Source organism: Ferrovum sp. JA12 (genome assembly GCF_001431705.1).
GTDB lineage: Bacteria > Pseudomonadota > Gammaproteobacteria > Burkholderiales > Ferrovaceae > PN-J185.
In genome coordinates this window covers 870077-896496 of sequence record NZ_LJWX01000002.1, presented here as the reverse complement: position 1 = coordinate 896496, position 26420 = coordinate 870077, and the positions used below count along the sequence as shown (strand labels likewise).

The following is a 26420-nucleotide window of genomic DNA, read 5'->3' as shown; positions in this document are numbered from 1 at the left end:
AGTCATCGCTTGAATAATAATTAAAAACTTATTAAGCATACAACAATTGCTCTGGTATCATGTAAATTTTATCGATTAATTAGCCTATTAATGAAGTACGAAGAGCATACATTAACTCCTCCTTGGGTACATTTACCAACACGTTATGGACAATTTCGTGCTCGAACCTATGAGTTTGCTGGGCAAGAACATGTGGTTCTTATTATGGGCGATGTGTCTGAAGGAGTGGTCATGGTTAGAATACACTCTGAATGTTTGACAGGAGACGTTTTTCATTCGTTGCGATGTGATTGCGGTCAGCAGCTTGAGCATGCTATGGAAAAAATCGTTGAGCTTGAAAAAGGCGTCATTATCTATCTCAGAGGTCATGAGGGACGCGGTATTGGTTTAAAACAAAAATTAGCTGCTTACAGTTTGCAGGATCAAGGGATGGATACAGTCGATGCAAATCTGTCTTTAGGTCTCCCCGTTGACGCCAGAAACTATGACGCGGCGGTGGCGATTTTGCAAGCATTGCAAGTGAAAGAAATAGATTTGTTGACTAATAACCCAGAGAAACTAGCTAGCTTAGAGAATTCTACTATAGTGATTCGTCATCGAGTCTCATTACAAACTAAAATTCATCCTATTACAAAAAGATATTTGCAGACTAAGCGAGATCGCATGGGGCATCTGTTAGAGATGGAATCCAATAGGACAGATCCTAAAAAATAGTGTTTGTTTTACAGCAAAGGAGGAGTATATGTTGCGAGGCAAAGTAGCTTTAATCACAGGTTCAACAAGTGGCATAGGTCTTGGTGTGGCCACTGAACTCGCTCGTTCTGGTGCTCACATAGTGTTAAATGGTTTTGGTGACAGTCAAGAAATCGAGCAAATAAAACAATCTATGACGACACAATTTGGTGTGACGGTAAAGTACAGTGCGGCAGATATGAAACAACCCAGTCAAATTCACGAGATGGTGAAGATGACCATAGAACAATTAGGGTCTCTCGATATTTTAGTTAATAATGCTGGGATTCAGCATGTCTCACCGGTTGAGTCCTTCGCGCAAGACAAATGGGATGCTGTCATTGCCATCAATCTTTCCTCATCCTTTCACACCATCCAGGCAGCACTTCCGCATATGTATCAAACAGGTTGGGGAAGAATTATTAATATTGCGTCAGCCCATGGTTTGGTGGCTTCAGCGAATAAGTCGGCTTATGTGGCAGCCAAACACGGTTTGATTGGTTTAACTAAAACCGTTGCTTTAGAGGCGGCTAAGACTGGAGTGACCTGTAATGCCATTTGTCCAGGCTGGGTATTAACCCCCTTAGTTCAAAAACAAATTGATGATATTGTAGAAAAAGAAGGAATAACAGAAGAGCTGGCAAAGAGTCGATTATTATCAGAAAAACAACCCTCAGGGGAGTTTGTGACACCCCAGCAAATCGGTAAAACAATAGTGTTTCTATGTTCCGACGCCGCTCAGAGTATTCGTGGTAGTAGCTTATCGATAGATGGTGGCTGGACAGCTCAATAATTTTTAGAGAGATAGACTTATGTCAACAAATAAAGTTTTTAAAGATGCGCAAAGTGCCCTAAATGGCTTACTGAACGACGGAATCACTATTGCAGCGGGAGGTTTTGGTCTATGTGGCATTCCAGAGAATCTAATCTCCGCACTTGTTGCGAGTGGTGTTAAAGACCTCACTATTGTCGGCAATAATGCTGGTGTTGATGATTTTGGTATGGGACTCTTATTAAAAACAAGACAAGTTAAGAAAGTGATTGCGTCCTATGTTGGAGAAAATAAAGAATTTGAGAGGCAGGTGTTAGCAGGGGAGTTAGAGTTACAACTGACCCCACAAGGAACCTTGGCAGAGAAACTTAGAGCGGGGGGTGCTGGTATTCCAGGTTTTTATACCAGAACTGGATTTGGCACTGCTTTAACAGAAAGCAAAGATACCCGTGAGTTTAATGGTAAGTCTTATGTGTTAGAGGAAAGTATTGTAGCTGACGTATCTATTATTAAGGCATGGAAAGGGGATGCAGCCGGTAATTTAGTTTATCGCAAAACGGCGAGAAACTTTAATCCAATGATCGCCACTTGCGGAAAAGTCACCATTGCTGAAGTGGAGGAATTGGTGCCAGTGGGTTCCCTTGATCCAGACGAAATTCATACGCCAGGTATTTATGTGGATCGCATAATTGAAGGCGCTCAGTACCAAAAAAGAATTGAGTTTCGTACCCTGTACATTCCTCCATCTGAAAAGTCGGAGAACACCGCAATGGGAGTAAGAGAGAAACTCGCTATGCGTGCTGCTAAGGAACTACGGGATGGCTATTACGTGAATCTTGGAATTGGTATTCCTACCTTGGTCGCTAATTATATTCCGCAGGGAATCAACGTGACATTACAGTCGGAAAATGGCTTATTGGGTATTGGGCCTTTCCCAACAGAAGAAACTATTGATGCGGATTTGATTAATGCAGGAAAACAGACAATTACCACTCTCCCAGGCTCAAGTTTTTTCTCTAGTGCAGATTCCTTTGCCATGATTCGTGGTGGACATATTGATTTATCCATCTTAGGTGGTTTAGAGGTTTCTGAAAAGGGAGATTTAGCCAATTGGATGGTGCCAGGGAAAATGGTTAAGGGACCAGGCGGGGCTATGGACTTAGTTTCTGGTGTTAAGAGAGTCATTGTACTGATGGAACATACCGCTAAAACAGGTGAACCTAAAATATTACATCAATGCATCCTACCCATTACTGGACAGGCGGTGGTCAATATGATTATTACTGATTTATGCGTTTTTGAAGTGGTACCTGGACAAGGTTTATCCTTAATAGAACTGATGCCTGGGGTGAGCCTTGAGCAAGTCAAAGAAAAAACAGGATGTGATTTTATTGTTTCTCTGAACTAATCTATCCCAAAAAAGGGTGGTTTAGGGTATGATGCAAAGTTCAACGGCGGGTCTCCCCGCATTGTACAGTGGTGAATCGGGTCAGGTCTGGAAAGAAGCAGCCACAGCCACATCGTACAAGTGCCGGGGGTTAGGCTCGCCACCCATTTTTTAATTTCGTCATCGATGTCGTTATGATTACAAAAACATATACTTTGGTAGGCTTGTTGGGGTTACCCTTAATCATTAGCTGTAATAGTGCTTTGGCTAGTCGTGATGGGGTGGGTGTTGAGGTTGGGGAAGGTAATCAAACCGATATGGCCCGCCTTAGTATTGATCACTCCTGGGATAAGAGGTGGTTCACTAACCATTCCTGGTCCCTCGGTGGCTACTGGGATTTTTCCGTAGGAAAATGGAACCCACATAACAGCTCTGGTGGTAATCATGAAGTGAACGATTATAGTATTACCCCCGTTTGGCGTATAAGCCCAACCCAGTCAAGTTCAAACGTAGTACCTTTTTTTGAATTAGGGATAGGCGCTCACTATATAACGAATCATAATGTTGACACTAGCAGACAAATGAGCACTAATTTTCAGTTTGGTGATCATGTGGGAGCAGGGGTAAGCTTGGGACAACAACACGATTGGGATGTTATGTTTCGTTTTCAACATCTCTCTAATGCGGGCATACAAAATCCCAACCCAGGGATTAACTTTTTTCAGTTACGTGTAGGGCATTGGTTTTAAACCAATATATAAATAAATCTATGGCTCCTTCAATGGCCCTTGCTAGAAAATGGCGACCCAAATATTTTTCGCAATTAGTGGGGCAAGAACATGTTGTTAGAGCTTTAAGCAACGCAATTGAAAGTGGACGGATCCACCATGCCTACCTTTTTACGGGTACTCGTGGTGTTGGAAAAACTACTCTAGCTCGTATCCTTGCTAAGTGTTTTAACTGTCAAATAGGATTAACTTCACAACCCTGTGGTGTCTGTGATTCTTGTTTGTCGATTGATCGGGGGAGAAACCCTGATTTAATTGAAGTGGATGCTGCCACCAATACACGTGTAGAGGAAATGCGTGAGTTACTTGATAATGCGCAATATATGCCCGTGGCAGCGCGTTATAAAGTTTACATTATCGATGAAGTTCATATGTTGTCACGGTCAGCCTTTAACTCTATGTTAAAGACCCTAGAGGAACCTCCTGAACACGTTAAGTTTATACTGGCCACCACCGATCCACAAAAAGTCCCCATTACTGTTCTATCCCGTTGTTTGCAGTTTAATTTAAAGCAAATGAGACCTGATCAAATTGCCTCTCATTTGGCCCATGTTCTACAGCTCGAGTCAGTTCCTTATGAAGAGAATGCGTTAACCCTAATCGGGCGTGCTGCACAAGGCTCCATGAGGGATAGTTTAAGTTTATTAGACCAAGCGATTGCCTATGGTGCATCTTCAGTTAACGAGGCTCAGGTTGCTGATATGTTGGGCGTTATCTCTGAAGATTATCTCTATCAGATACTCAATGCTTTAAAAGATACTGATGCCTTGACGTTAGCAACTATCGCCCAATCCATGGCAGATAGGTCATTGTCTTTTATACAAGCACTTGACGACTTGGCACGATTAATTCACGACATCACATTACTTAAAGCCACGCATGAGGCTAAAGAGGTTCTTGGACTCAATGAAGCCTTGCTTCCATTGACCTCACATTGGGACGCTAAAACATTACATTTGTTTTATCAGATAGTGATACAAGCTAGGCAAGATTTATATTTGGCACCCGATGAATTATCTGGCTTTAGAATGACGCTGCTACGTATGCTTGCCTTTGTTCAAAAAGAGAATGAATCGGTGGATCTCTCTCTTAGTGAGAAGTCTGATTTTAAAAAAAAACAGTTGAATAATGAGCCTGACTCAGAGACGGTAAAACCGCAAAAGATTAAAGTGGGTCATACACCTCCTAGCCTCAGTAATTGGGCTGAATTAGTCAATCTGTTATCAGGTTCAGGAATGGCTTACGAATTAGCGAGGCATTGCCAACTAAAAGATTTTCAAGCAGGACAGTTACATTTAACTATCGATCCCTCTCAAAAAATATTCATGCCTTATCAAGATCGTCTGCAAAGCGCCTTAGAATCCATTCTTGTTATGGATATTAAGTTGGTTATTGATCTTGTTAAAGATGATGGATTAACCCCAGCGCAAATTGAAGACAAAAAAGACCACGAAGCGCTTGTGGCAGCCAAGCTTGCTCTGGAGCGTGATCCCGTAGTGCGTTCAATACTAGATGAATACGGTGGGAAATTGATAGAATCGAGTATTAAACCAGTTAAAGATAAACAATAAGAGGTTCATTATGATGAAAGGTGGTTTAGCAGGCTTAATGAAACAAGCTCAGCAAATGCAAGAGAATATGAAAAAAGCGCAAGAGGAATTAGCGCAAACTGAAGTCAATGGTCAGGCAGGTTCCGGCATGGTTAAAATTACCATGACCTGTGACCATGATGTAAAGCGTATTAGTATTGATTCTAGTGTCATGGATGACAAGGATATGCTTGAGGATTTGATTGTGGCGGCTTTTAAAGATGCTCACCGCCAAGCTGAGCATACTACTCAACAACGTATGTCAGGTTTCACGTCAGGAATGGGCATGCCACCTGGGTTGAAATTACCCTTTTAATATGATTGAGAAACGAAAAAGCACGTTGATCGATGAGTTGGTTGGTGCTCTTCGTTGTCTTCCCGGTGTGGGACCCAAGTCTGCGCAACGTATGGCTTTTCATTTATTGCAACATGATCGTGTGGGGGCAGGTAAGCTGTCAAAGGTGTTGGCTGAGGCGCTTGCGAATATAACGCATTGTGAACAATGCAATAATTTTACTGAAGCTCCAGTATGTGACTTGTGCTTGTCACCTAGCCGAGACCCAAGTCTTGTATGTATTGTGGAGTCTCCAGCAGATCTTTTAATGATGGAGCACACCCTGGCTTTTAAGGGTATGTACTTTGTGTTGATGGGAAAAATTTCCCCATTAGACGGCCTAGGTCCAACCGAAATTGGATTGCCCCGCCTCATCAAACGTATGGCAGACGGATTAATTAAAGAGGTCATTATTGCTACTAATTTCACCGTAGAGGGTGAAGCTACTTCCCATGCAATTTGTGAAATATTAAAACCCTTCGACTTGAAGATTTCGCGTATTGCAAGAGGGGTTCCCGTGGGGGGCGAATTAGAATATGTAGACAGTGGTACTTTGGCGCAGGCGTTCATTGAAAGACGTGATGCGAAATTTTAAGTAAAAGGACGAATTATGTTAGATGTACAACTGTTACGAAATCAATTAGATGAAGTAGTGGGCCGTTTAAAACAGCGTCACTTCACTCTAGATGTTGACCGTTTTACAGTGTTAGAGCAGGAACGAAAAACAGTACAAATGGCAACCCAGGAACTACAGGCGCAACGCAATAGTTTGTCTAAAGAAATAGGCCAAGCAAAAGCGCAGGGTATAGACGCTCAATTACTCATGGAAAAAGTGCAAGTTATTAATACTGATCTTAATCTGGCACAGCAACAATTAACGGTTATCCAAAAAGGCTTGGTGGATTTACTCCTCAGTATTCCAAACTTGCCTCATGCTAGCGTTCCTATTGGTCATTCCGCTGAGGACAATGTGGAGATTCGACGCGTAGGGGAACCCAAGAGTGTTGCTTTCAGCCCCAAGGATCATGTGGAGCTTGGTGAAGGGTTAGCCCTGATGGACTTTAATCGAGCATCCATCATTTCAGGAGCTCGTTTTTCTGTTTTAAAGGGTCCCTTGGCTAAATTACACAGGGCGTTGACTCAATTTATGTTGGATGTGCACACCACTGAGCATGGTTATCAAGAGGCCTATGTTCCTTATTTGGTCTCAGCTAATACACTGCGTGGTACAGGACAATTACCTAAATTTGAAGCCGATCTTTTTAAAGTGCTGCGTGAAGAAGCTGATCCTCTTTACCTAATTCCTACGGCGGAGGTTCCTCTAACAAACTTCGTTCAAGATACGATTGTTGAAGAGGATCATTTACCTATTCGCCTCACTGCGCATACTCCTTGTTTTAGATCAGAGGCGGGGTCCTATGGGCGGGATGTGAGAGGGCTCATTCGCCAACATCAGTTTGATAAAGTGGAGCTCGTTCAAATTGTTCATCCAGAATACTCTTATCAAGCTTTAGAGGAGTTAACCCATCATGCAGAGTTGATACTGCAACGTTTAGAACTTCCTTATCGTGTGATGTTGCTCTGTACTGGCGATATGGGAGCTGGCGCCACCAAAACCTATGATCTTGAGGTATGGTTACCAGGGCAAAATGCTTATCGTGAAATATCTTCCTGTAGTAATTGTGAGGCCTACCAAGCAAGACGAATGCAAGCCCGTTTTCGTCATCAACAAAATAAACCAGAGTTGGTACATACATTAAATGGTTCAGGTGTGGCTGTGGGGCGGGCGCTAGTGGCTGTTTTAGAAAATCATCAAAATGAGGACGGTAGTATTTCTATACCAAAAGCTCTGCAACCTTATATGGGTGGAATGACAAAGATAGAAAAAATTAGCGGTTAGTAAAGTCTAAGAACTTAAGGCCTGGACGATATTTGTCTTCAAAACGGCTTAAAATATCATAATAACTTCTAATATTTTCTACATAGTTAACCGGCTCACCGCCTCGGGCAAAGCCATATTCTGTCTTACTAAATACTGCAGGCACGCTGAGAAGAGGAAGAATTTTTTTAATATCGTTCCAAGCATTAGGATTCATTCCTTTGTGTTGCGCTATCTTACGGGCATCCTCAAGGTGTGCTATTCCCACATTATAGGCAGCCAAAGCCATCCATAGTCGATCAGGTTCAGGCACACTCCTAGGGATAGACTCCTCAAGTTGTTTTAAATATATTGCCGCCGCCGGGACCGACTCATTGGGGTCAAGACGATTGCTCACATGTAAGTGGTCTGCGGTATCTGCAGTGAGCATCATCAGCCCCCGCACTCCCGTAGGGGACAAGGCATTGTTATCCCAGCGAGATTCTTGATAGGCCACTGCTGCCAAGAGGCGCCAGTCAATATTAGTGAGTGATTGGGCTTTTTTAAAGATTTGAGTAAATTTGGGTAACCTTGATGCTCTCTTAACCATGAAGACCGATGAGTCTTCACGGTCAAGTGCGTTAATATGCCCATAGTAGCGTTCTACAACCTCTGAAAGGTCGCCACCATGATCCCATCTTTTAAAAAAAACACTAGCAGCTTGAAATAAGGGGTTATTACTATCCTTAGGGAAGGCCCAAGCGAGGGGGCTGGATGGGGTTAAGTGTTGAGCGACCACAAGGTCTGGATAATAGTGTTGAGCTATGGCCACTGTATTCGAGTCACTTATGGCAAAATCTACCGTTCCTTCATACACCTTTTGTAGGAGGTCAAGATCAATATCACCACGGGGATAACTTAACCAGGATAGTTTAGGAAATTTCTCCTTATATTGCTTTAGAATTTCTAAATGAGTGGGATCCGGCACAACGCCTACTTTCTTACCAATCATGTCTTGCGGTGAGTTGATGGGGCTATTGAAGTTATTGTTATAAACAATCACAGGATGGCTGTTTTGATAAGCCAGAGTGAAATCGAATTGCTGTTTGAGTTCGGAGGTTTCATGAACTGCTGCAGCTGCAAAATGGGCCTTATGTAGTTTAACTGCCGTCAGTACTTGATCCAAATTGTCCAATACCAAAAATCGTACAGGTTTGCCGAGATACGCTCCAAAACTTATGCCAAGATCGTGTTCTAGCCCAACGGTTTTTCCATCGGGATCGGTGAGATAAGTGGTGGGACCTAGTCGTGTTGCGATGACAATTTCGGAGAGATCGTTTAAGTTGGTGATGGGTGCCAACACCGGGGCATCTTTAAGTAGTGACGCCCCATCACGGTCTTGCGTATGTTCGTAAGACCAAAGAACGATTAACACCATAGCCGTAAGTAATAACAGAAAAACACGCTCAGGTGAGCCTAAGGGTTTTAAGACAAAAGAAAGTGTCGTTAATAGGTAACGAAGAGTCTGTGATAACATATGGGCAATATTGATATGAGCGCGGAAAATGACCGGATCACATTACGCAATTGTGCCTGCTGCTGGAGTGGGTGCCCGAGTTGGTTCTCAATTGCCTAAGCAATTTATAACAATCGGACATCGCACGGTATTGGATTATACCCTTCAAGCTTTGCTCTCCTGTTCAGAGATTAAACACATTGTGGTTATTTTATCACCCTCTCACGTTTTATATGAGAATCAAATTAAGTTTCGTCATCAGCGTATTAGTATACTTCATGAAGGGGGCGATACTAGAGCGCACACTGTATTAAACGGACTTCGCTATTTATCTAACCGTATAAGAAAAGAAGATTGGATATTAGTTCACGATGCCGCAAGGCCATGTCTTGAGTTGACACACATTGAAGGTTTATTCAAAGAACTTAACGCTGATCCAGTGGGTGGAATTTTAGCTCTTCCGATCAGTGATACAGTGAAAGAAAGTGATCAAGAAGGGCGTGTGATAGCCACCCGCGATAGACAATATTTATGGGCAGCCCAAACCCCGCAAATGTTTCGTTATGGGTTGCTTAATCAAGCGTTATCTATGGCGCAAGACACCATGACAGATGAAGCCTCTGCTGTAGAACGATTAGGATTATGTCCCAAATTAGTTCTTGGTAGTAAGAGTAATATTAAAATTACTTATCCAGAGGATCTTGCGTTGGCAGAGTATATATTAAGGCGGCAGGAGCGTTATGAGTAATTTAAGAGTAGGTCAGGGCTTTGACGTCCATGCCTTGGCAGAAAATCGCCCGCTGATCATCGGCGGTGTAACCATTCCTTATCATTTGGGTTTAATGGGGCACTCGGATGCGGATGTGTTATGTCATGCCCTATCAGATGCTTTATTAGGGGCCGTATCTTTAGGGGATATTGGACGTCATTTTCCGGATTCTGATGAACGCTATGAAGGTATAGATAGCCGCAAATTATTGCGTCATGTGGTGTCTATGATAAAAGAAAAGGGCTGGAGTGTGGTGAATGTAGATATTACTATTATCGCTCAAGCACCTAAAATGATGCCTTATATTGAAGATATGATCGATAACCTTGCCGCAGACCTCGTTATCGTCAGAGAGAATATTAATATCAAGGCCACTACCACAGAAAAACTTGGTTTCACCGGACGCGGAGAGGGGATTGCGGCACAGGCTATTTGCCTGTGCCAGCAAACGGCTTAAACTCTCAGTAGGGTAAGTTTGCCCCAGGAAATATTTTAAGAATATTGGTCCTAAAGTCTTCTTTAATTCGATCAAGCGCCACATTATTATCGGCTTCAAAGCGCAAGACAACAACGGGCGTTGTATTGCTTGACCGAGCTAAACCAAATCCATCCTTGTACTCCACTCGTACCCCATCTAGGGTCAGGATGTCTTCAGCCAGTTCAAATTTTCCGAACTCTTGCAGGGCGCTAATCAGCGTTTTATTTTCTCCTTCCTCGAGCTTGATCTGTAATTCAGGGGTGCAAATACTGTTGGGTAGAGCTTCGAGCGTGGCGGTGGGGTTGTCGGTAGCACTTAATATTTCTAACAGACGAGCTCCGGCATATAAACCATCGTCAAAACCAAACCAACGTTCTTTGAAGAAAACATGACCACTCATTTCTCCCGCCAACAGTGCATGGGTCTCTTTCATTTTGGCTTTTATTAAGGAATGCCCTGTTTTCCAGATTAAAGGCTCCCCGTTAAAGCGTCTAATCCATGAAAACAAATGACGAGTGCATTTCACATCAAACAGAATGGTTGCACCAGGGTTTCTTGATAAAACATCTTGGGCAAAGAGCATTAACTGTCTATCTGGATAAATAATTTCACCTAGGGCAGTAACAACGCCCAAGCGATCGCCATCGCCATCAAAAGCAAGTCCCAGATCAGCTTGTTCTCGCTTCACGCAGGCCACTAAATCCTCTAGATTTTCCGGTTGAGAGGGATCGGGGTGGTGATGAGGGAAATGACCATCTACTTCACAAAAGAGCTCAATCACTTCACACCCTAACTGGCGGTAGAGATCTGGTGCAAAACGTCCTGGGATACCACTCCCGCAATCCACCACAATTTTTAACGGTTTATGTAAATGAACATCTTTGGTAATGGTATCTCTATAGAGTTGATCGATGTTTGCCTCACGATAGCTACCGTGACCCTCTGTAAATTGGTTATTTTCAATCCGTAAACGTAGAGCTTGGATGGCTTCTCCAGATAGAGTTTCGCCCCCCAAGACAATTTTAAAGCCGTTATATTCGGGAGGATTATGAGAGCCCGTCACCATGACGCCAGTAAATTGCGTCCATTGGTAAGAGGCAAAGTAAAGCATGGGGGTTGCGACCATTCCGACATCAATGACATTTAAGCCGCTCTCTCTGAGACCTTGAGCTAGTGCTGCACTTAACATGGGGCCTGAGAGCCTGCCATCTCGCCCGATAACAATTTCCTCTAAGCCTTTACTTTTGGCTTCACTACCAATGGCTCTGCCAATTAATAAGACGGACTGTTCTGTCAATTGTTTATCAACGATGCCACGAATATCGTAGGCTTTAAAAATTTCTCTTGCCACAGTCATGGTGATTTCCTATGTGTATCAAATTTAAATTTTAAGGTTTTGAATAAAAGACAATATTGTATCGGGGATCCAGCATAAAGATCCAGGAAAAGAACCGTTTACAAATCCCACATGTCCGCCTTGCGAGGTGACTACTAATTGCGTGGAAAAAGATAATTTATCACGGCTGGGTATCAAATACTTGGGGATAAAGGGATCATCCTCACTCATAATGATTAACGTGGGTAGTTGTATTTGTTTGAGTCGTGTTCCAGAACTAGATTGTTGCCAGTAATCTAAAGCATTCTTAAAGCCATGCAATGGCGCCATACAAAACTCGTCAAATTCGAACATGTTGCGTGCTTTGAGCACTTTATCAATATCAAATAATCCAGGAAACTGGTTAGCCTTTAATTGTGCCTTAGGTTTGAGAGTACTTAAAAAATGACCAGTATAAAAACGGTTAAATCCCTTATTTAGCGTATTAGCCACAACCTCTAGGTTAAGGGGAGGAGCAATGGCGACAGCGCTGTTGACATAGGAAAAATTAGGTTCCTCAGCTAACCACTTGAGTAATATGTTGGCTCCCAGTGAGAAGCCCACTAGGTGCAAGGGAAGATGCGGATATAACGCTCTTAATTGGGGGATGAGCCAGTTAAGCTCGTGACTATCACCGGCATGATACATACGAGGAGCCAAATTTATTCTATCACTGCACCCTCTAAGGTTCGGGGCTACCACGATAAATTGATGATGGATGGCCTGATGTGCGAGGCTCCTGATGTAACGAGATTGACTATTACCCTCTAAACCGTGAATCAGTAATAAAACAGCTTTGGCCGGAGTACACTCTGCCACATCCAGATCTAAGAAATCCTGATCAGGCGTACTGAGGGTTTTACGTACCCACGGGATGGTTGGGCAGGGTACGTAACGTGCTCCATATATTGTATGGAGATGTTGATTGAACAACCATTTGGGGGGGGAGTAGGTCTTAGAAGAAATTAAAGACATTATTGGCGGCAAACTAAAAAGACGTTTAAGATGATAACCATTTAGTATTTGAGAAAATTACCCCTAAATTATGACACGTCCTGCACGGATCACCGTACATTTAAATAATATTATTCACAACACCCATGTGGCCAGAAAAATGCATGGAGGAAAAATATTGGCGGTGGTGAAGGCTAACGCTTATGGACATGGAGATAGACAAGTTGCTGCAGCTCTTGCCCCCCATGTGGAGGGATTTGCAGTGGCGTGCCTTGAGGAAGCCATCATCTTGAGGGAGGAAGGTATTACTCAACCCATTGTTTTACTAGAAGGCCCTTTTTCAGAGCAGGAAGTGTTTGAGTATAATCGCTATCAATTAACACCCGTTATCCATCATATTGATCAATGGCAGTGGTGGTCAGCGGTGAATTCACAAAAACCTATCTGGTTAAAGTTGGATACAGGGATGCATCGTTTGGGCTTTAATGAGTTTGAAACGATTCAATTGTGTTCATATAAACCCAATCATCCCGTCCCAATAGTTGAGGTTCTGATGACCCATTTTGCCAATGCAGATAGTCTTAATCTAGGCATGGTGGAGTTACCAATGCAACGTTTTGAACGGGTTATGCAACATTTTAAAGTATCGAGTAGCGTGGCCAATTCCGCTGCTATCATGCTTCATCCTCAATTGCGAGGACATTGGGCACGCCCAGGTTTAATGCTCTATGGCGTAGATCCCTTAGGTCGTGTGGCTGAACAGGTGGGGCTGAAGCCTGCCATGAGTTTTACCTCAGAGGTGATTGCTTTACGTTGGATTGAGAAGGGGGAAGCGGTAGGTTATGGTAGCTTGTTTACTGCGGATAAACCCACCCGTGTGGCTACCATTGCCTGTGGCTACGCGGATGGCTATCCTAGAACGGCCATGCATAATGCCCCAGTGTGGATCAACGGTGAAATAGTGCCCCTGATTGGTCGGGTTTCCATGGATATGATTACTGTGGATGTGACGCATCACCATCATGTTCAGGTGGGGTCAACAGTGGAACTATGGGGTGAGAGAGTGAGTGTTGCTGACGTAGCGCGCCATGGCGGGACTCTTGCCTACGAATTACTGTGCCATACTCATAGACCCAGTAGATACTATGATTAGTTAAGGCATTAAAATGGACAGTGCAGATTTATTGGTATTAGACACATTGCGACGGTGGATGCAAGAAAATCGCCGATGTTTTTTAATTACGTTAGTTAAAACAGTAGGCTCTGCTCCCCGCTCAGCTGGCGCCCTTCTGGCCGTGACAGATCAGGGGGAATTAGTGGGTTCAGTGTCAGGTGGATGCGTTGAGGATCAGTTGACTGATTATATTAAACAGTACCCTCCTCAGTTACCACAGTACATGAGTTATGGTGTTGACCAAAATCAAGCCTTAAGATATTTACTGCCTTGTGGTGGCAGTATAGAAATCCTTATAGAACCCTTAGGACCACATAGCCTCATCGAAAAGTTATGTGTGCATATTGAGAAAAAAAACAAGGTACTGCGACGCTTAAATACGAATACCGGTGAGGTCACGCTTAGTCTGATTGATTTAACTCCTCATCCTAAGGTGAAGGTTGAAGCACCCCTGTTAGAAGTCACCTTTGGTCCGCGTTACCGGCTACTAATTATCGGTGCAAATCAGATAGGATTGTATTTGGCACAAATGGCTGAAGCCTTAGACTTCCACATAACTGTTTGCGATCCGCGTGAGGAAATTAGACGTAGTTGGCCCCTACAACACCTGACAGTGAGTCAATTAATGCCAGATGATTTTATCAAAGCCCAATTACCAGATATGAACACTGCCATCGTAGCATTGACCCATGATTTAAAACAGGATGATTTAGCGCTATTAGAGGCCCTCACTTCGCCAGCCTTTTATGTGGGTGCGGTGGGTTCACGTAAAACCCAAGAGGCTCGTAAGATGAGACTTGAGAGTTTTGCACTGAGCACAGAGCAACTGGCTAAATTAAAAGGTCCAATTGGACTATCAATTGGAAGTAAAACACCCCCTGAGATTGCGCTCGCTATTTTGGCTCAGATAACGGCTATTAAAAACGGAATTCTGAGTTAATGGAAGGAAAAAGACACGGTCTGTTGTTGTTGGCCGCAGGTTCAAGTCGGCGTTTTGGAGAAAATAAACTCCTCCTTAAAGATGAAACAGGGCAATATTTGGCCATTCGAGTGGCTGAGCTGTATGCCCATCTGGAGTATAAATGGGCGGCTATCACTTCTCGTCAATTAGCCCTTATTGAGCCCTTATGTAGGCTGGGGTATCAGGTCACCGTATTAAAGGACTCTCCCTCTTTTTCTTATTCATTAAAAGTGTTGGTTGAGAATACTAAGAACCATGCATCATGGTTAGTGGCTTTGGCTGATATGCCATGCATTCAGCCTACAACCGTTGAACAATTAATGAATTGTTTGCAGCAAGGAAAACCTTTGGTGGTCCCGAGATACCGGGGTAAAAGAGGAAATCCGGTTGGTTTTAGTCGGGCCTATCTGTCATCAATCATGGCTCTTAACGGTGATTATGGATTAAGAGAGATACTTGAAAATAATCCTGAAGCGGTCAATTGGCTTGAGGTGGAGGATGAGGGAGTTGTCTTTGATATTGATGAGCCAGAACACTGGCTTAAATACCTGCGTCAAGGAGTTGGAGCTCTTCAATAACTTGTTTGGGGGTTATGTCAGTTAAACAGTGCAAGTGCCCCAACGCGCATTCTCTTTGAAAACAGGGACTGCAGGGGAGATGGCGAGTGATAACTCGTGCTTTTGCGTAAAGTGGTGGAGTGAATTGAGGGCTTGAGGAACCAAAAAGGGCTACCAAAGGGCGATGTAAAGCGGCAGCAATATGCATCAGACCCGAATCATTGGTGACCACTGCCTGGGCTAGCGCCATTAAATCCACCGCTTCTGCTAAGGTGGTTTTTCCACATAAATTAATTATCGGGCCGTCAATTTGTTGCAGGATATGTTGTGCTATGTCGGTATCTTTGTTAGATCCCATTAGCCAAATTTGTTTGTTTTCTGCGATTAACATGTGGGCTAATTGACGGAAATGTTCCATAGGCCAGCGTTTAGCAGGACCATACTCGGCCCCAGGACACAACACGACAGCTGGTACGTTAAGCGATAACTTGAGTTCTCTAATGAGTTCTTGTTGTTGGGATAAATTGGGCTCAATTTTTGGATAGAGCGACTCATTAAAAATAAAAGGTATTTCAGACAAAGCAAGGAACCTTTCCACCATAAAAGGATAGCGTTGCTTATCTAATTTAAGATCATGGGTTAATAAAATACCACGCACCTCTTTTTGGTAGCCGATGCGCTCAGGAATGGAGGCTAACCAGGGAATCAATGCTGACTTTAAGGAGTTGGGTAGTAGTATTGCACGATCATAATGATTTTTTAATACTTTAGCGCAGAGCCAAATACCCTTCAGGTTAAGTTGTTGATGAATTAACGGGCTATCAATAATATTGTCAACTTCAGCCATACGCTCAAGGACTCCCCGTGTCCACGAGGGAGCAAGCACATCAATAGTACAATCCATTGAGGATTTTAAATGTCTCAAAAGGGGTTGGCTGAGTACCGCATCACCAACCCAAGATGCCCCAATGATTAATATTCTTTTCAATGTTGTGCTTGCGGGAGCGGGCCTTGCCATTCATACTTAGTACCACAGTAAGGGCATTGAGCATGACCTGTTTTAGTGATATCTAAAAATACCCGTGGATGAGTGTTCCAGATGGCCACCGCAGGTTGAGGGCAATGCAGAGGTAAGTCTTTTTCACTGACCACAACAACTTGTTGATCTAATGCTTTTCCCTGAGACATGTTTTATTCTCCAACATAGCTTAACCAATGTTGATGACTGGCGCTTTGACCTGTCACCACTTCAAAATATTTACTTTGAAGCGCTTGGGTGATGGCCCCTCTCATCCCTTGACCAATCACACGATTATCAACTTCTCTAATGGGGGTGACCTCAGCGGCTGTCCCGGTAAAAAAAGCTTCATCTGCACTATATAATTCGTCTCGCGAGATTCGTCTCTCGATGACCTTGAGATTCATTTCTTGAGCTAAGGACATGATGGTGTCGCGAGTAATACCTTCTAACGCGCTGGACAAATCTGGGGTATAGATGATTCCTTTTTTTACAATAAAGATGTTTTCTCCAGACCCTTCGGCCACAAACCCTTCCACATCGAGCAGTAGTGCTTCATCATAACCGTCTGTGATAGCTTCATTGTTAGCTAAAATAGAATTCATGTAGTTACCAGATGCTTTGGCTTTACACATAGTCACATTAGGATGATGTCTCGTGTATGAGGAAGTTTTAACACGAATTCCTTTTTCAATAGCTTCATCACCAAGATAAGCGCCCCAAGGCCAAGCTGCAATAGTAATATGGGTTTTAGCTCCTCTTGGAGATACGCCCATTTTTTCAGAACCGAGAAATACTAGAGGACGAATATAGCATTCCTTTAATGAGTTTTCACGAACAGTATTCAGTTGTGCTTCTATCACTTCATTTATGGAAAAAGGCATCGGTATCTGAAGAATATGGGCGGAACGGAATAGTCGTTCAGTATGTTCTTGCAATCGGAAAACAGCGGGTCCAGTACTGGTGTTATAAGCCCTCACTCCCTCAAACACAGCCAAACCATAATGTAGTGAATGAGTTAAAACATGGGTATTGGCTGAACGCCAAGGTATCATTTGACCATCTAACCAGATCAAACCATCACGGTCGGACATTGACATAAAGCACTCCACATACAAAATATCCATTTTAACGGATCTTGCCACTTTCTCCTAGCCACACCTTATTAAATATCTGGCCCGCCTCAGGTACAATAAAACCGTTATAATTAATAACTTATGAAAGCATTGAAAAAAAATCTCTGCGCTTTGCCAAAACAGTTACTTCGATTCAGCCTGGTGGGGATGGTGCTCCTCTCGCTGATCTGGTTTGCCTTACAGGCTTTTGCGCTAAGAGACCCCGATCGCTATCGTCCGCAATTAATAGAGTTATTTCAACATACTACGGGTCTTGATATTTCTATTGGGTCTATTGAGCATGCCCCGTGGGCGTTTCAACCAGGGGTACTTCTTAAAGGTATAGTTGTCCTGAATGAGCAACATCAACCCATTCTTAGTGTTCCCTCCCTTGAAGCCAGGTTGTCCTTACTAAATTTATTTAAAGCACGCTTAGACTTTAGTCGTTTGAAAATTGTGGTTGATGAAGTGGATGTGGATCGAGATAAGCAAGGGCAATGGTATTTATCTACTTTACCTATTTCTAAATCTAACAGTGAAAAAAATCCCTTTTTACATTGGTTAATCGAACAGGGGCATTGCAATCTAACGGTGAAAAAACTCGTTTTTAGAGATAAGATGACAGCGCAACCGACTTATCTTTTTCGAGAGATTCATGTCGAATTAAAAAACTCTTTAAGTCAACATTGGATTAAAGGAACAGTCTTACCCGATCCTTATTTTGGCGAGGCGATGAGCATTGAGGGCGCACTGTATGGCAATCAATCCAGTAACCTTAGTGCTTGGCATGGGCAGTTAAAATGGTCAACCCATCATTTTAATCTGACTTCTCTGACGCCTTGGTTTGCATCGCTACATCCTTTAAAAAAAGGATATGGTTCGTTTAATGCAGTATTCTCTCTCCGTGAACATTTTCAGATAGGTATTGATACTGATATTGATTTATACAATCTTAAAGGTCGATTTGATCAAGCACTTCATGATTTCGATGTAGATCAATTACAAGGGCACTTAAGCTTTAATCAGTTAGAAAAGGGTTTTGACTTAACTGTTAGAGAACTGGCAGTGCGTGGTAACAGTTCTATTAAAATATCGCACCCATTGAACCTTACACTACTCATTAATAATAGTTTTAATCGTTTTACTGCCAAAGAGTTGGTCATCAATGACATCCACAATAATATAGATCAGCTTCCTATGACAGAGAGTCAAAGACATTTTTGGTATAAGTTGGGCATGCAAGGAGACGTCAATCATATCAATATTTCATGGCAAGGAGATTTGACTGTCCCTCAGCAGTATCAGGCTAGCTTAGATTTAGACCGGTTTGGCCTTAATCCATACCAATCGTTTCCCGCCATACATGATTTTACTGGACATATAGATTTGCGAAATGATGGGGGAGCTGTTAAAGGACAGGGATCCTCTTTAACCTTAAATTATCCTCAAATATTCCCCTATCCCAATTATATAGATCAATATACTGTTGATATCAATTGGTTACATAATGCTGATCAAGTGATTCTAAGTATTAACAACATTAATGTGTCTAATGCTGATCTGTCCGGTGACTTTTCAGGATCCATGGAGTTTAATGCAACTACTCCTAAACAGACTCACTTACATGGCAAATTACAAAGAGCGAATCTAAACGCTATCTGGCGCTATATGCCCTTAACGGTCAATAAAGATACCAGAGATTGGCTGAAAACTGGATTGGTTAAGGGTTTTACAAAAGAAGTGAATTTTAATCTTGATGGAGATTTACAACAGTTTCCATTTGCCACTGATCAAATTGGAAAGTTTACAGTGAACGCAACAGTATTTGATGCACAAGTAAATTTTAATAACAAGTGGCCGATAATTGATCATGTAGCTGGAGATTTCTACATAAAAGAGGCGGCGTTGGGGTTTAAAGCTAAGGCAGGGACTATTTTAAACAATCAGATAAACAACGTAATGATTTCGATTCCCGACCTCGTTCATGGTAATGAAGTGTTATTTGTGGACGGGAGTATCCATACATCAGTCAAGGAAGCGCTAAATTTTATTAAGAATAGTCCAGTGAGTGGTTACATTAACCATGTCGCAGATTCACTGGTGGGTTCTGGTCTTGGGGAGTTGTCTTTAAAGTTACAAATACCTTTAATACATTCTGTTGATACCACATTAAGGGGGGATTTTCAGTTCATTGATGCAACATTGGATGATGGTAATAAAAGTATTCCTCCTGTTAATGCGTTAAATGGACATTTGCGTTTTACTGAATCAGGTTTGGACTCAGACCGTTTAACAGCTTCTATTTTGGGTGGAGAGGCGAGTCTTATATTTTCAACTGATAGTAACAAGAATACGGTTTTAAAAGCACAAGGAGTGGCTGACGCAAGCCAACTCTACGGAGTGTATGGTAACTCACTGTTAAAAAAGGTATCGGGCCAGTCTAACTGGACAGCACTATTTAAGTTTAATAAAAATAAGACTGATATTCTATTAGACAGCACGGCGCTTTTAGTGGGTGAACCAGTCGGCATTCATCTCTCCACACGTTCTGATGGATTAATAGATTTAGCTTTGTTAGGTAATACCTCCATGAAGAGCTTAAATGTTTTATTCCCTAACCCCCTATGGGCATCCCTTGATAGCTCCGTTAACTGGAATGGTCATATCTTATTGAGTAAGAAATATGATGATATAAGCTTTTCTTTAGCTGCTTTGGTGTTAAAAAAACCTGTTTTTATGACAGTAAAAGGTTCTCTCTCTAACCTGATTATTGCTGATATGTCTGGGCACAGTGATATTCCTTCGCTGTCTCGTTTGGGTTTAAATAAAATCAATTCACTGTGCCGGGGTACTTTCGCTTGGCACGGACGTTTTGAAAAAAGAGACACTGTTACCACAATTGTTTTTACCAGTAACTTGAAAGGAGTCAGTATTGATGGACCGGGAGAATATCAAAAAACTTCCACTCAATCGTTACCTGTTACTTTAATCATAGAACCTTTAGAAAGCGGAAAAACTCAAATGAGTTTAAATGTGGATTCTTGGTTTGGTACGAAAATTATATACGAGTCTCAATCAGATGGAAGCTTCAACGCAACGCGCGGAGTCGTCAATTTAGGAGGACCTTATTTGGGTCAGGTAGGGCCTGGTTTCTCTGTAATGGGACAATTAGAAAATAGTAATATTGATGATTTGACGAGTTTTTGGGATAGTCATGCAAATCAATGGCAATCCCCCATTAACGAAAATCAAAAAAAGAAAGTCGCTGCGACAAATAATATGTTCGGTAGTGTTAATAATATTGATGTGACAGTTAATAATGTTGTCTGGCGGAAGAGAACTTGGCTTAAGCATCGGTTACAAGCAAGCTGGCTCAAACATCAATGGTCCGTGAGTATTCAAGGAGTGCAAGTCAATGGATCCATTAACTGGGATAAAGAAAACCAAGGATTTATTAAAGCTAATTTTTCTCAGTTAGTTATTCCAGACACTATTTCACAACAGGAAAAAGATAATAGCCCTGGGCCTAAAACCACTAAGAAAGTTCTTCCATCTAACCTGGCTAACCTTGATGATTTAAAGGAAATGCCTGACATTGACCTTATTGCTGAGCATTGTCAGTTTGGAAAAAAGAAGTTATCTCATGTTGAGTTTGCTGCACAAAGGCAAGAAAACGCTTGGCATATAAGCCGTTTCTTTGCCAATACTGAGGGTGGAGAAATACAAGGGACTGGTCAATGGTTGGGTAGTGGGGGAGAGCAAACCAAAACCGAAATTAAGTTAGCCATTGATGCAAAAAATTACGGTAATTTATTAAAAGCGATGGGCTATAACAACCTGATGGCTCGTGGAGATGGAATCATTAATGCGAATTTATCATGGTCAGGTGGACCCAAGGATTATGATTTTGATTATGCATCGGGTACGATGAATGTAGATTTACATGATGGACAGTTTTCAAAAGTAGATCCTGGTGGTGCTGGACGAATTATTGGTTTATTTAGTCTACAAAGTTTACCTAGAAGAATAACCCTTGATTTTCATGATATTTTTTCTCAGGGTTTTGCTTTTGATACAGTTAAAGGTGAATTTATTATTAAAGAAGGGGTGCTAAATACCCCTGATTTTGTCATGTCAGGTCCTGCGGCGCGTGTTAAGTTGAAAGGTTTGATTGATTTCACGCAGGAAACCTCTGATTTGAAAGTGAAAGTTGATCCGGCAGTGGGAGGTGATGTATCTCTAGCTGGAGCGCTCATTGGTGGGCCTGTTGTGGGGGCAGCGGCCTATCTAGTGCAGAAAATTTTACGTAACCCATTAGACAAGGTATTGTCTTATGAGTACCGTATCTATGGTAGCTGGGATAACCCTCAAGTGGATACTGTGGACACAAATTTTGATGCAACGGAAAAGGCGGTTAATTAAGAGAAATGATGACTAAAGTAATAACTAAGCAGAAGGATTCTGGATTTGGTAAAGCGAAATTATTGCCTGGTAACTTTCGGGCTGCTGCCATTCAAATGGCCTCTGGCCCGCACGTTGATGCCAATTTACTAGAGGCGGGTCGTTTAATGAAAATGGCGGCTAACCAAGGTGCAGCCATTATTGGGTTACCTGAATATTTTGCCATTATGGGCATGAAAGAGATGGATAAAGTGAAAGTAGCGGAGTCATTTGGCGCCGGTCCTATTCAAGATTTCTTATCACGTTCAGCAAAACGCCTTGGAGTTTGGATTATTGGTGGATCCATTCCTTTAAAAAGTGACCAAGGTAATAAAATTCGTAATAGTTGCCTTGTTTATGATCACAAGGGACAATGTGTGGCCCGTTACGATAAGATTCATTTATTTGATTTTCAGCGTGGCGCAGAGAAATACGATGAATCTAAAACTATCGAGCCTGGTCATCAGGTGGTAACTCTAGATAGTCCCTTTGGAAAAATAGGTTTATCCATTTGCTATGATTTGCGTTTTCCTGAACTCTATAGAGCCATGGGTGATTGTGATTTAATTTTTGTTCCCTCTGCTTTTACTGAAACCACTGGTAAAGCTCACTGGGAGACCCTAATCAGAGCAAGAGCTATTGAAAATCTGAGTTATGTTATCGCTCCAGCGCAAGGGGGGTATCATATGAATGGCCGAGAAACACATGGTTCAAGTATGATCGTAGATCCTTGGGGGGTAGTATTAGATCGTCTTCAAAGGGGCTCTGGTGTGGTTATTGCTGGAGTTAACCCTATTCACATTAATGAATTGAGAACAAGTTTGCCTGCACTCCAACATCGGACGCTCAGTATACAAGCACAAACAGTAAAGAAATAAGGATTATGGTCATGAATGCAACTTTTAAAAGCGCACAATCTATACTTCTCGAACCTTATGGTCTAGGTATTGGCCAGCTGGAGCAAGTTCTGGGTTCAATATTGACTCATCAAGTAGATTACGCAGATTTGTATTTTCAGTACAGTAGAGCTGAAGGTTGGAGTTTAGAAGAAGGTCAGGTGAAATCAGGGTCTTTTCATATTGAACAAGGTGTTGGCGTGAGAGCGGTGAGCGGTGAGAGAACTGCTTTTGCCTACTCTGATGACATTCAATTATCTAGTCTGCAAGAGATTGCTAAGGCTACGCGCTCAATCGCTCACAGTGGTCGTGACAGCAGTGTCTCAAAACTGACCTACAGTTCTTTATCGAGGCAGTTATACCCAAGTTTTGATCCTTTATTAACTCTAGCCGATGACAAAAAAGTCCTTTTGTTAGAGAAAATTGAAAAAATTGCCAAATCATTAGATCCGCGAATAACGCAAGTCATGGCCTCACTGGCCGCTCAATATGAGGTGGTTTTAGTGGCTCGCAGTGACGGACATATGGCAACGGATATTAGGCCTCTAGTTCGTCTTTCTCTTCAAGTTATTGCAGAACAAAATGGACTACGTGAACAGGGTTCAGGTGGAGGAGGTGGTCGTTTTGGCTATGAGTATTTTACCGACGAAATTCTGGAAGACTATGCTAAAAAAGCGGTGCATCAAGCTTTGACCAATTTAGACGCAAAGCCAGCTCCTGCAGGTTTAATGCCCGTCGTATTAGGACCAGGCTGGCCTGGGATTTTATTGCATGAGGCAATTGGTCACGGGCTGGAGGGAGACTTTAATCGTAAGGGTTCCTCTGCTTTTTCAGGACGAATTGGTCAGCGGGTAGCCTCTCCTGGTGTAACAGTATTAGATGATGGAACCATCGCTAATCGTCGCGGTTCGCTCAATTGCGATGATGAGGGTAATCCGACCCAAGCAACGGTGCTGATTGAAAATGGGATTTTGAAAGGCTATTTACAGGATAGCCTTAACGCACGATTAATGGATATGCCAGTAACTGGTAATGCGCGACGCGAGTCCTTTGCACATTTACCCATGCCGCGTATGACCAATACTTATATGTTAAATGGTAATACGCCAGCTCAGGACATCATAGCTTCCGTTGAAAAAGGCATTTATGCGGTTAATTTTGGCGGGGGGCAGGTTGATATTACCAGCGGGAAATTCGTGTTTTCTGCAGCGGAAGCTTGGATGATAGAGAATGGAAAATTAACTTATCCGGTTAAAGGGGCAACACTCATTGGTAACGGCCCGGATGTATTAACTAAGGTTTCTATGATTGGTAATGATATGACCCTTGACCCTGGTGTGGGAGTGTGTGGCAAGGAGGGGCAAAGTGTTCCTGTGGGAGTCGGCCAACCTACTTTAAGGATAGATGGTTTGACGGTGGGTGGGACAATTTAGTCTGCTAGAATATTGCTTTAATTTAAAATTTTAATATAGGTTTATAGAACCAAATGAATACTGATCACCTTTTTAAGACTGATGACTTGAGAATTCGTGAAATTAAAGAGCTTTCACCTCCAGCACATTTGTTACGTGAATTCCCAATTTCTGAGAACGCATCTACCGTAGTTTCTTCAACACGCCAACAAATTCATCATATTTTACAAAACGATGACGATCGCTTACTAGTGATTGTAGGTCCATGTTCCATTCATGATCCAGTAGCTGCCATGGAATATGCGTCGATGTTAAAGCCTTTAAAAGAGAAGTATGCCAGCGAGTTATTAATTGTCATGCGTGTGTATTTTGAGAAACCCAGAACCACTGTGGGTTGGAAAGGGCTAATTAACGATCCATATTTAGATGGTACGTTTCAAATCAATGAAGGCTTAAAGCTTGCACGCGGATTATTGCTTGAAATAAACGAAATGGGTATGCCGGCGGGAACGGAATTTTTAGATTTGATTACACCCCAGTATTTTGCGGATTTAATCAGTTGGGGGGCTATCGGTGCGCGCACCACTGAAAGTCAGGTTCATCGAGAGTTGGCTTCAGGATTGTCGTGTCCAGTGGGTTTTAAAAATGGAACAGACGGCAACCTAAAAATTGCTATTGATGCTATTCGTGCCGCTCAGCAACCCCACCACTTTTTGTCAGTAACAAAAGCTGGACACTCTGCCATTGTCGCCACCAATGGTAATGAAGATTGTCATGTTATTCTCCGTGGCGGGAAATCTACTAACTATGATGCTGAAAGTATTGAGATGGCCAATGCAGAGCTTGTAAAAGCTGGCTTATCTGCAAAAGTGATGATCGATTTTAGCCATGCTAATAGTCAAAAAGATCCGCAAAAACAATTAATAGTGTCTGAGAATGTGGCGAATCAAATCATACAAGGTGAAAAGCGCATAATGGGGGTAATGATTGAGAGTCACATTGTTGGGGGTAGACAAGATCTTGAATCGGGGAAATCTTTGACATATGGGCAAAGTATAACCGATGCATGTGTGTCATTTGCTGACACGGAAACAATATTAGATCACCTGGCCTTAAGTATCCGTCTACGTCGTCAAAATAATAGATAAAAGTATCAGGGAGAGTACTAAATGGAAGATGAGTTTCACGTTCACGGTTCTCATGAACATGAATTAGAGCACCAAGCTGGTCACGGCATTCCCTTAGCGCAACAGGTTGCTGTATTCACGGCGATTCTGGCCTCCGTTGGGGCAGTAGTCAGTTATCTTGGTAGCACTGCGCAAAATGAAGCACTTTTTCATAAAAATGAAGCTGTACTGTTAAAAGCACATGCTAGCGATCAGTGGAGTTATTATCAGGCTAAGAGTATGAAGGGGAATTTAGTCTCTATTGCACAAGATTTTGCTTCTGGAGCCAGTAAAATCAAATATCAAAATGAAGCAATTCGTTATGAAAAAGAAAAAGCACTAATCAAAGAAAAAGCTGAGTCCTTTGAGTCAAGATCTGAGGAAGAAAATAAATTAGCAGAAAAGGCTTTTCACCCTCACCATTACTTAGCAAGAGCTATGACTTTTTTACAAATTGCTATTGCCTTAGCTTCTGTAACAGTTCTTACTAATCGTAAATGGCTACTTATACCTACAGGTATAGGTGCTGTCATAGGAATTACCTTAGCCTTTATGGCTTATCTTTAGTTTTAAGGCTACGCCAGAGTACGTCTGGCGTATTTGACAGCCGGTTAATTTCCCTGGCTATGACAAATAAATAATCGGATAGACGATTAATGTATTGCATAGCGTAAGCAGAAATCATTTCGTGATGACTTAAAGAGACTATACGACGCTCGGCTCGTCTGCATACGGTTCTGGCATGGTGACAGATAGCCGCCGCTTGGTTTCCTCCCGGTAGAATAAATTCTTTTAGTGCACTCAGATTGGCATTATAGGAATCAAGACGCTCTTCAAGCTCTGCAACACGCTTTTCTGTAATGACCAAGTGACCTGGAATACACATTTCGGCACCAAGGTCGAATAAGTCATGCTGTATTTGAGTTAATTCGTTTTGAATATTCTGGTCAATGGGATAGGACAATAGGATACCTAAAATACTATTTAATTCATCAATATCCCCCATGACTTCAACACGAAAATGGTCTTTATCAACCCGGCTTCCATCACCAAGCCCCGTTGTCCCTGCGTCTCCAGTTTTAGTGTATAAGCGAGTGAGTCTGTTACCCATGATGGTGTCTCTTGAAAT

The 26420-nt window shown here is 42.4% G+C and carries 25 protein-coding genes and 1 other RNA gene; 19 read left to right on the top strand and 7 right to left on the bottom strand.

Going from position 1 to position 26420, the window contains the following annotated elements; translation table 11 throughout:
• Positions 1-90: 90 nt before the first annotated feature.
• The 9 genes from ribA (at position 91) to serS (ending at position 7502) form a co-directional block, all read left to right on the top strand.
• Complete coding sequence (gene ribA, locus FERRO_RS09235; protein ID WP_056930557.1) at positions 91-714, top strand: GTP cyclohydrolase II; 624 nt, start codon at positions 91-93, stop codon at positions 712-714.
• A gap of 28 nt (positions 715-742) precedes the next feature.
• Entirely contained in the window at positions 743-1525 is a 783-nt protein-coding gene (locus FERRO_RS09230; protein ID WP_056930556.1) for a 3-hydroxybutyrate dehydrogenase, read from the top strand.
• A gap of 19 nt (positions 1526-1544) precedes the next feature.
• Positions 1545-2912 carry a 3-oxoacid CoA-transferase gene (locus tag FERRO_RS10760; RefSeq protein WP_056930555.1) on the top strand — a complete coding sequence of 456 codons (1368 nt, stop codon included), beginning with the start codon at positions 1545-1547 and terminating at the stop codon, positions 2910-2912.
• Positions 2913-2957: 45 nt separating this feature from the next.
• Positions 2958-3056, top strand: an RNA gene (gene ffs / locus FERRO_RS10050) — signal recognition particle sRNA small type.
• Between the two features lie 29 nt (positions 3057-3085).
• Complete coding sequence (locus FERRO_RS09220) at positions 3086-3640, top strand: acyloxyacyl hydrolase (protein WP_056930554.1); 555 nt, start codon at positions 3086-3088, stop codon at positions 3638-3640.
• A gap of 20 nt (positions 3641-3660) precedes the next feature.
• On the top strand, positions 3661-5250 hold the full coding sequence (dnaX, locus tag FERRO_RS09215) for a DNA polymerase III subunit gamma/tau (RefSeq protein WP_082601269.1): 1590 nt from the start codon (positions 3661-3663) through the stop codon (positions 5248-5250).
• A 10-nt stretch (positions 5251-5260) separates the two neighbouring features.
• Positions 5261-5584, top strand: a complete 324-nt coding sequence (locus FERRO_RS09210; RefSeq protein WP_056930553.1) for a YbaB/EbfC family nucleoid-associated protein — start codon at positions 5261-5263, stop codon at positions 5582-5584.
• A gap of 1 nt (position 5585) precedes the next feature.
• Positions 5586-6197: a recombination mediator RecR gene (recR, locus tag FERRO_RS09205; RefSeq protein WP_056930552.1), complete on the top strand. Its 612-nt coding sequence runs from the start codon at positions 5586-5588 to the stop codon at positions 6195-6197.
• A 15-nt stretch (positions 6198-6212) separates the two neighbouring features.
• Positions 6213-7502: a serine--tRNA ligase gene (serS, locus tag FERRO_RS09200; RefSeq protein WP_056930551.1), complete on the top strand. Its 1290-nt coding sequence runs from the start codon at positions 6213-6215 to the stop codon at positions 7500-7502.
• Here the strand turns inward: serS and mltF are convergent.
• A complete protein-coding gene (mltF, locus tag FERRO_RS09195) occupies positions 7492-8997 on the bottom strand; it encodes a membrane-bound lytic murein transglycosylase MltF (RefSeq protein WP_056930550.1) in 1506 nt (501 codons plus the stop codon). The two genes, serS and mltF, sit on opposite strands and share 11 nt — an antisense overlap.
• A gap of 28 nt (positions 8998-9025) precedes the next feature.
• On the opposite strand from mltF, the gene ispD reads away from it, so the two are divergent.
• Together ispD and ispF are read left to right on the top strand one after the other, a co-directional pair.
• The gene (gene ispD / locus FERRO_RS09190) at positions 9026-9724 is read left to right on the top strand and encodes a 2-C-methyl-D-erythritol 4-phosphate cytidylyltransferase (protein WP_056930549.1); all 699 of its coding nucleotides are present in this window, start codon (positions 9026-9028) and stop codon (positions 9722-9724) included.
• Positions 9717-10202: a 2-C-methyl-D-erythritol 2,4-cyclodiphosphate synthase gene (ispF, locus tag FERRO_RS09185; RefSeq protein WP_056930548.1), complete on the top strand. Its 486-nt coding sequence runs from the start codon at positions 9717-9719 to the stop codon at positions 10200-10202. Before ispD ends, ispF begins: the two co-directional genes overlap by 8 nt.
• Positions 10203-10206: 4 nt before the next feature.
• On the opposite strand, the gene FERRO_RS09180 is transcribed toward ispF, so the two are convergent.
• Together FERRO_RS09180 and FERRO_RS09175 are read right to left on the bottom strand one after the other, a co-directional pair.
• The gene (locus FERRO_RS09180) at positions 10207-11580 is read right to left on the bottom strand and encodes a phosphomannomutase/phosphoglucomutase (protein WP_056930547.1); all 1374 of its coding nucleotides are present in this window, start codon (positions 11578-11580) and stop codon (positions 10207-10209) included.
• 24 nt (positions 11581-11604) lie between these two features.
• On the bottom strand, positions 11605-12573 hold the full coding sequence (locus FERRO_RS09175) for a YheT family hydrolase (protein WP_056930546.1): 969 nt from the start codon (positions 12571-12573) through the stop codon (positions 11605-11607).
• A 70-nt stretch (positions 12574-12643) separates the two neighbouring features.
• Here FERRO_RS09175 and alr point away from each other — a divergent pair, with 70 nt between their 5' ends.
• From alr to FERRO_RS09160, 3 genes are read left to right on the top strand one after another with little or no spacing between them, the layout of a single operon-like run.
• Positions 12644-13705 (top strand): alanine racemase, encoded by a 1062-nt coding sequence (gene alr / locus FERRO_RS09170; RefSeq protein WP_056930545.1) that lies wholly within the window; start codon positions 12644-12646, stop codon positions 13703-13705.
• 13 nt (positions 13706-13718) lie between these two features.
• Positions 13719-14666 (top strand): XdhC family protein, encoded by a 948-nt coding sequence (locus FERRO_RS09165; protein WP_056930544.1) that lies wholly within the window; start codon positions 13719-13721, stop codon positions 14664-14666.
• Positions 14666-15265 (top strand): nucleotidyltransferase family protein, encoded by a 600-nt coding sequence (locus FERRO_RS09160; RefSeq protein WP_056930543.1) that lies wholly within the window; start codon positions 14666-14668, stop codon positions 15263-15265. Before FERRO_RS09165 ends, FERRO_RS09160 begins: the two co-directional genes overlap by 1 nt.
• Here the strand turns inward: FERRO_RS09160 and waaF are convergent.
• Genes waaF through FERRO_RS09145 form a run of 3 tightly spaced genes read right to left on the bottom strand, consistent with a single transcriptional unit; the run spans position 15228 to position 17362 of the window.
• Positions 15228-16262 (bottom strand): lipopolysaccharide heptosyltransferase II, encoded by a 1035-nt coding sequence (gene waaF, locus FERRO_RS09155; RefSeq protein WP_056930542.1) that lies wholly within the window; start codon positions 16260-16262, stop codon positions 15228-15230. The genes FERRO_RS09160 and waaF overlap by 38 nt on opposite strands.
• On the bottom strand, positions 16229-16432 hold the full coding sequence (locus FERRO_RS09150; RefSeq protein ID WP_056930541.1) for a zinc-finger domain-containing protein: 204 nt from the start codon (positions 16430-16432) through the stop codon (positions 16229-16231). The genes waaF and FERRO_RS09150 overlap by 34 nt, the downstream gene beginning before the upstream one ends.
• Positions 16433-16435: 3 nt before the next feature.
• Positions 16436-17362 carry a branched-chain amino acid transaminase gene (locus tag FERRO_RS09145; protein ID WP_056930663.1) on the bottom strand — a complete coding sequence of 309 codons (927 nt, stop codon included), beginning with the start codon at positions 17360-17362 and terminating at the stop codon, positions 16436-16438.
• Between the two features lie 117 nt (positions 17363-17479).
• Between FERRO_RS09145 and FERRO_RS09140 the strand changes: the two genes are divergently transcribed.
• The 5 genes from FERRO_RS09140 to FERRO_RS09120 are packed head-to-tail and all read left to right on the top strand — an operon-like array spanning position 17480 to position 25858.
• Positions 17480-21799, top strand: coding sequence for a YhdP family phospholipid transporter (locus tag FERRO_RS09140; RefSeq protein ID WP_056930540.1), 4320 nt, complete (start codon positions 17480-17482; stop codon positions 21797-21799).
• 8 nt (positions 21800-21807) lie between these two features.
• A complete protein-coding gene (locus FERRO_RS09135; protein WP_056930539.1) occupies positions 21808-22695 on the top strand; it encodes a carbon-nitrogen hydrolase family protein in 888 nt (295 codons plus the stop codon).
• Positions 22696-22706: 11 nt separating this feature from the next.
• A complete protein-coding gene (tldD, locus tag FERRO_RS09130; RefSeq protein ID WP_152975737.1) occupies positions 22707-24146 on the top strand; it encodes a metalloprotease TldD in 1440 nt (479 codons plus the stop codon).
• A gap of 53 nt (positions 24147-24199) precedes the next feature.
• Positions 24200-25273 (top strand): 3-deoxy-7-phosphoheptulonate synthase AroG, encoded by a 1074-nt coding sequence (aroG, locus tag FERRO_RS09125; RefSeq protein ID WP_056930537.1) that lies wholly within the window; start codon positions 24200-24202, stop codon positions 25271-25273.
• Positions 25274-25294: 21 nt separating this feature from the next.
• Positions 25295-25858 carry a DUF4337 domain-containing protein gene (locus tag FERRO_RS09120; RefSeq protein ID WP_056930536.1) on the top strand — a complete coding sequence of 188 codons (564 nt, stop codon included), beginning with the start codon at positions 25295-25297 and terminating at the stop codon, positions 25856-25858.
• Here the strand turns inward: FERRO_RS09120 and FERRO_RS09115 are convergent.
• A complete protein-coding gene (locus FERRO_RS09115; protein WP_056930535.1) occupies positions 25842-26402 on the bottom strand; it encodes a cob(I)yrinic acid a,c-diamide adenosyltransferase in 561 nt (186 codons plus the stop codon). The genes FERRO_RS09120 and FERRO_RS09115 overlap by 17 nt on opposite strands.
• Between the last annotated feature and the right edge of the window lie 18 nt (positions 26403-26420).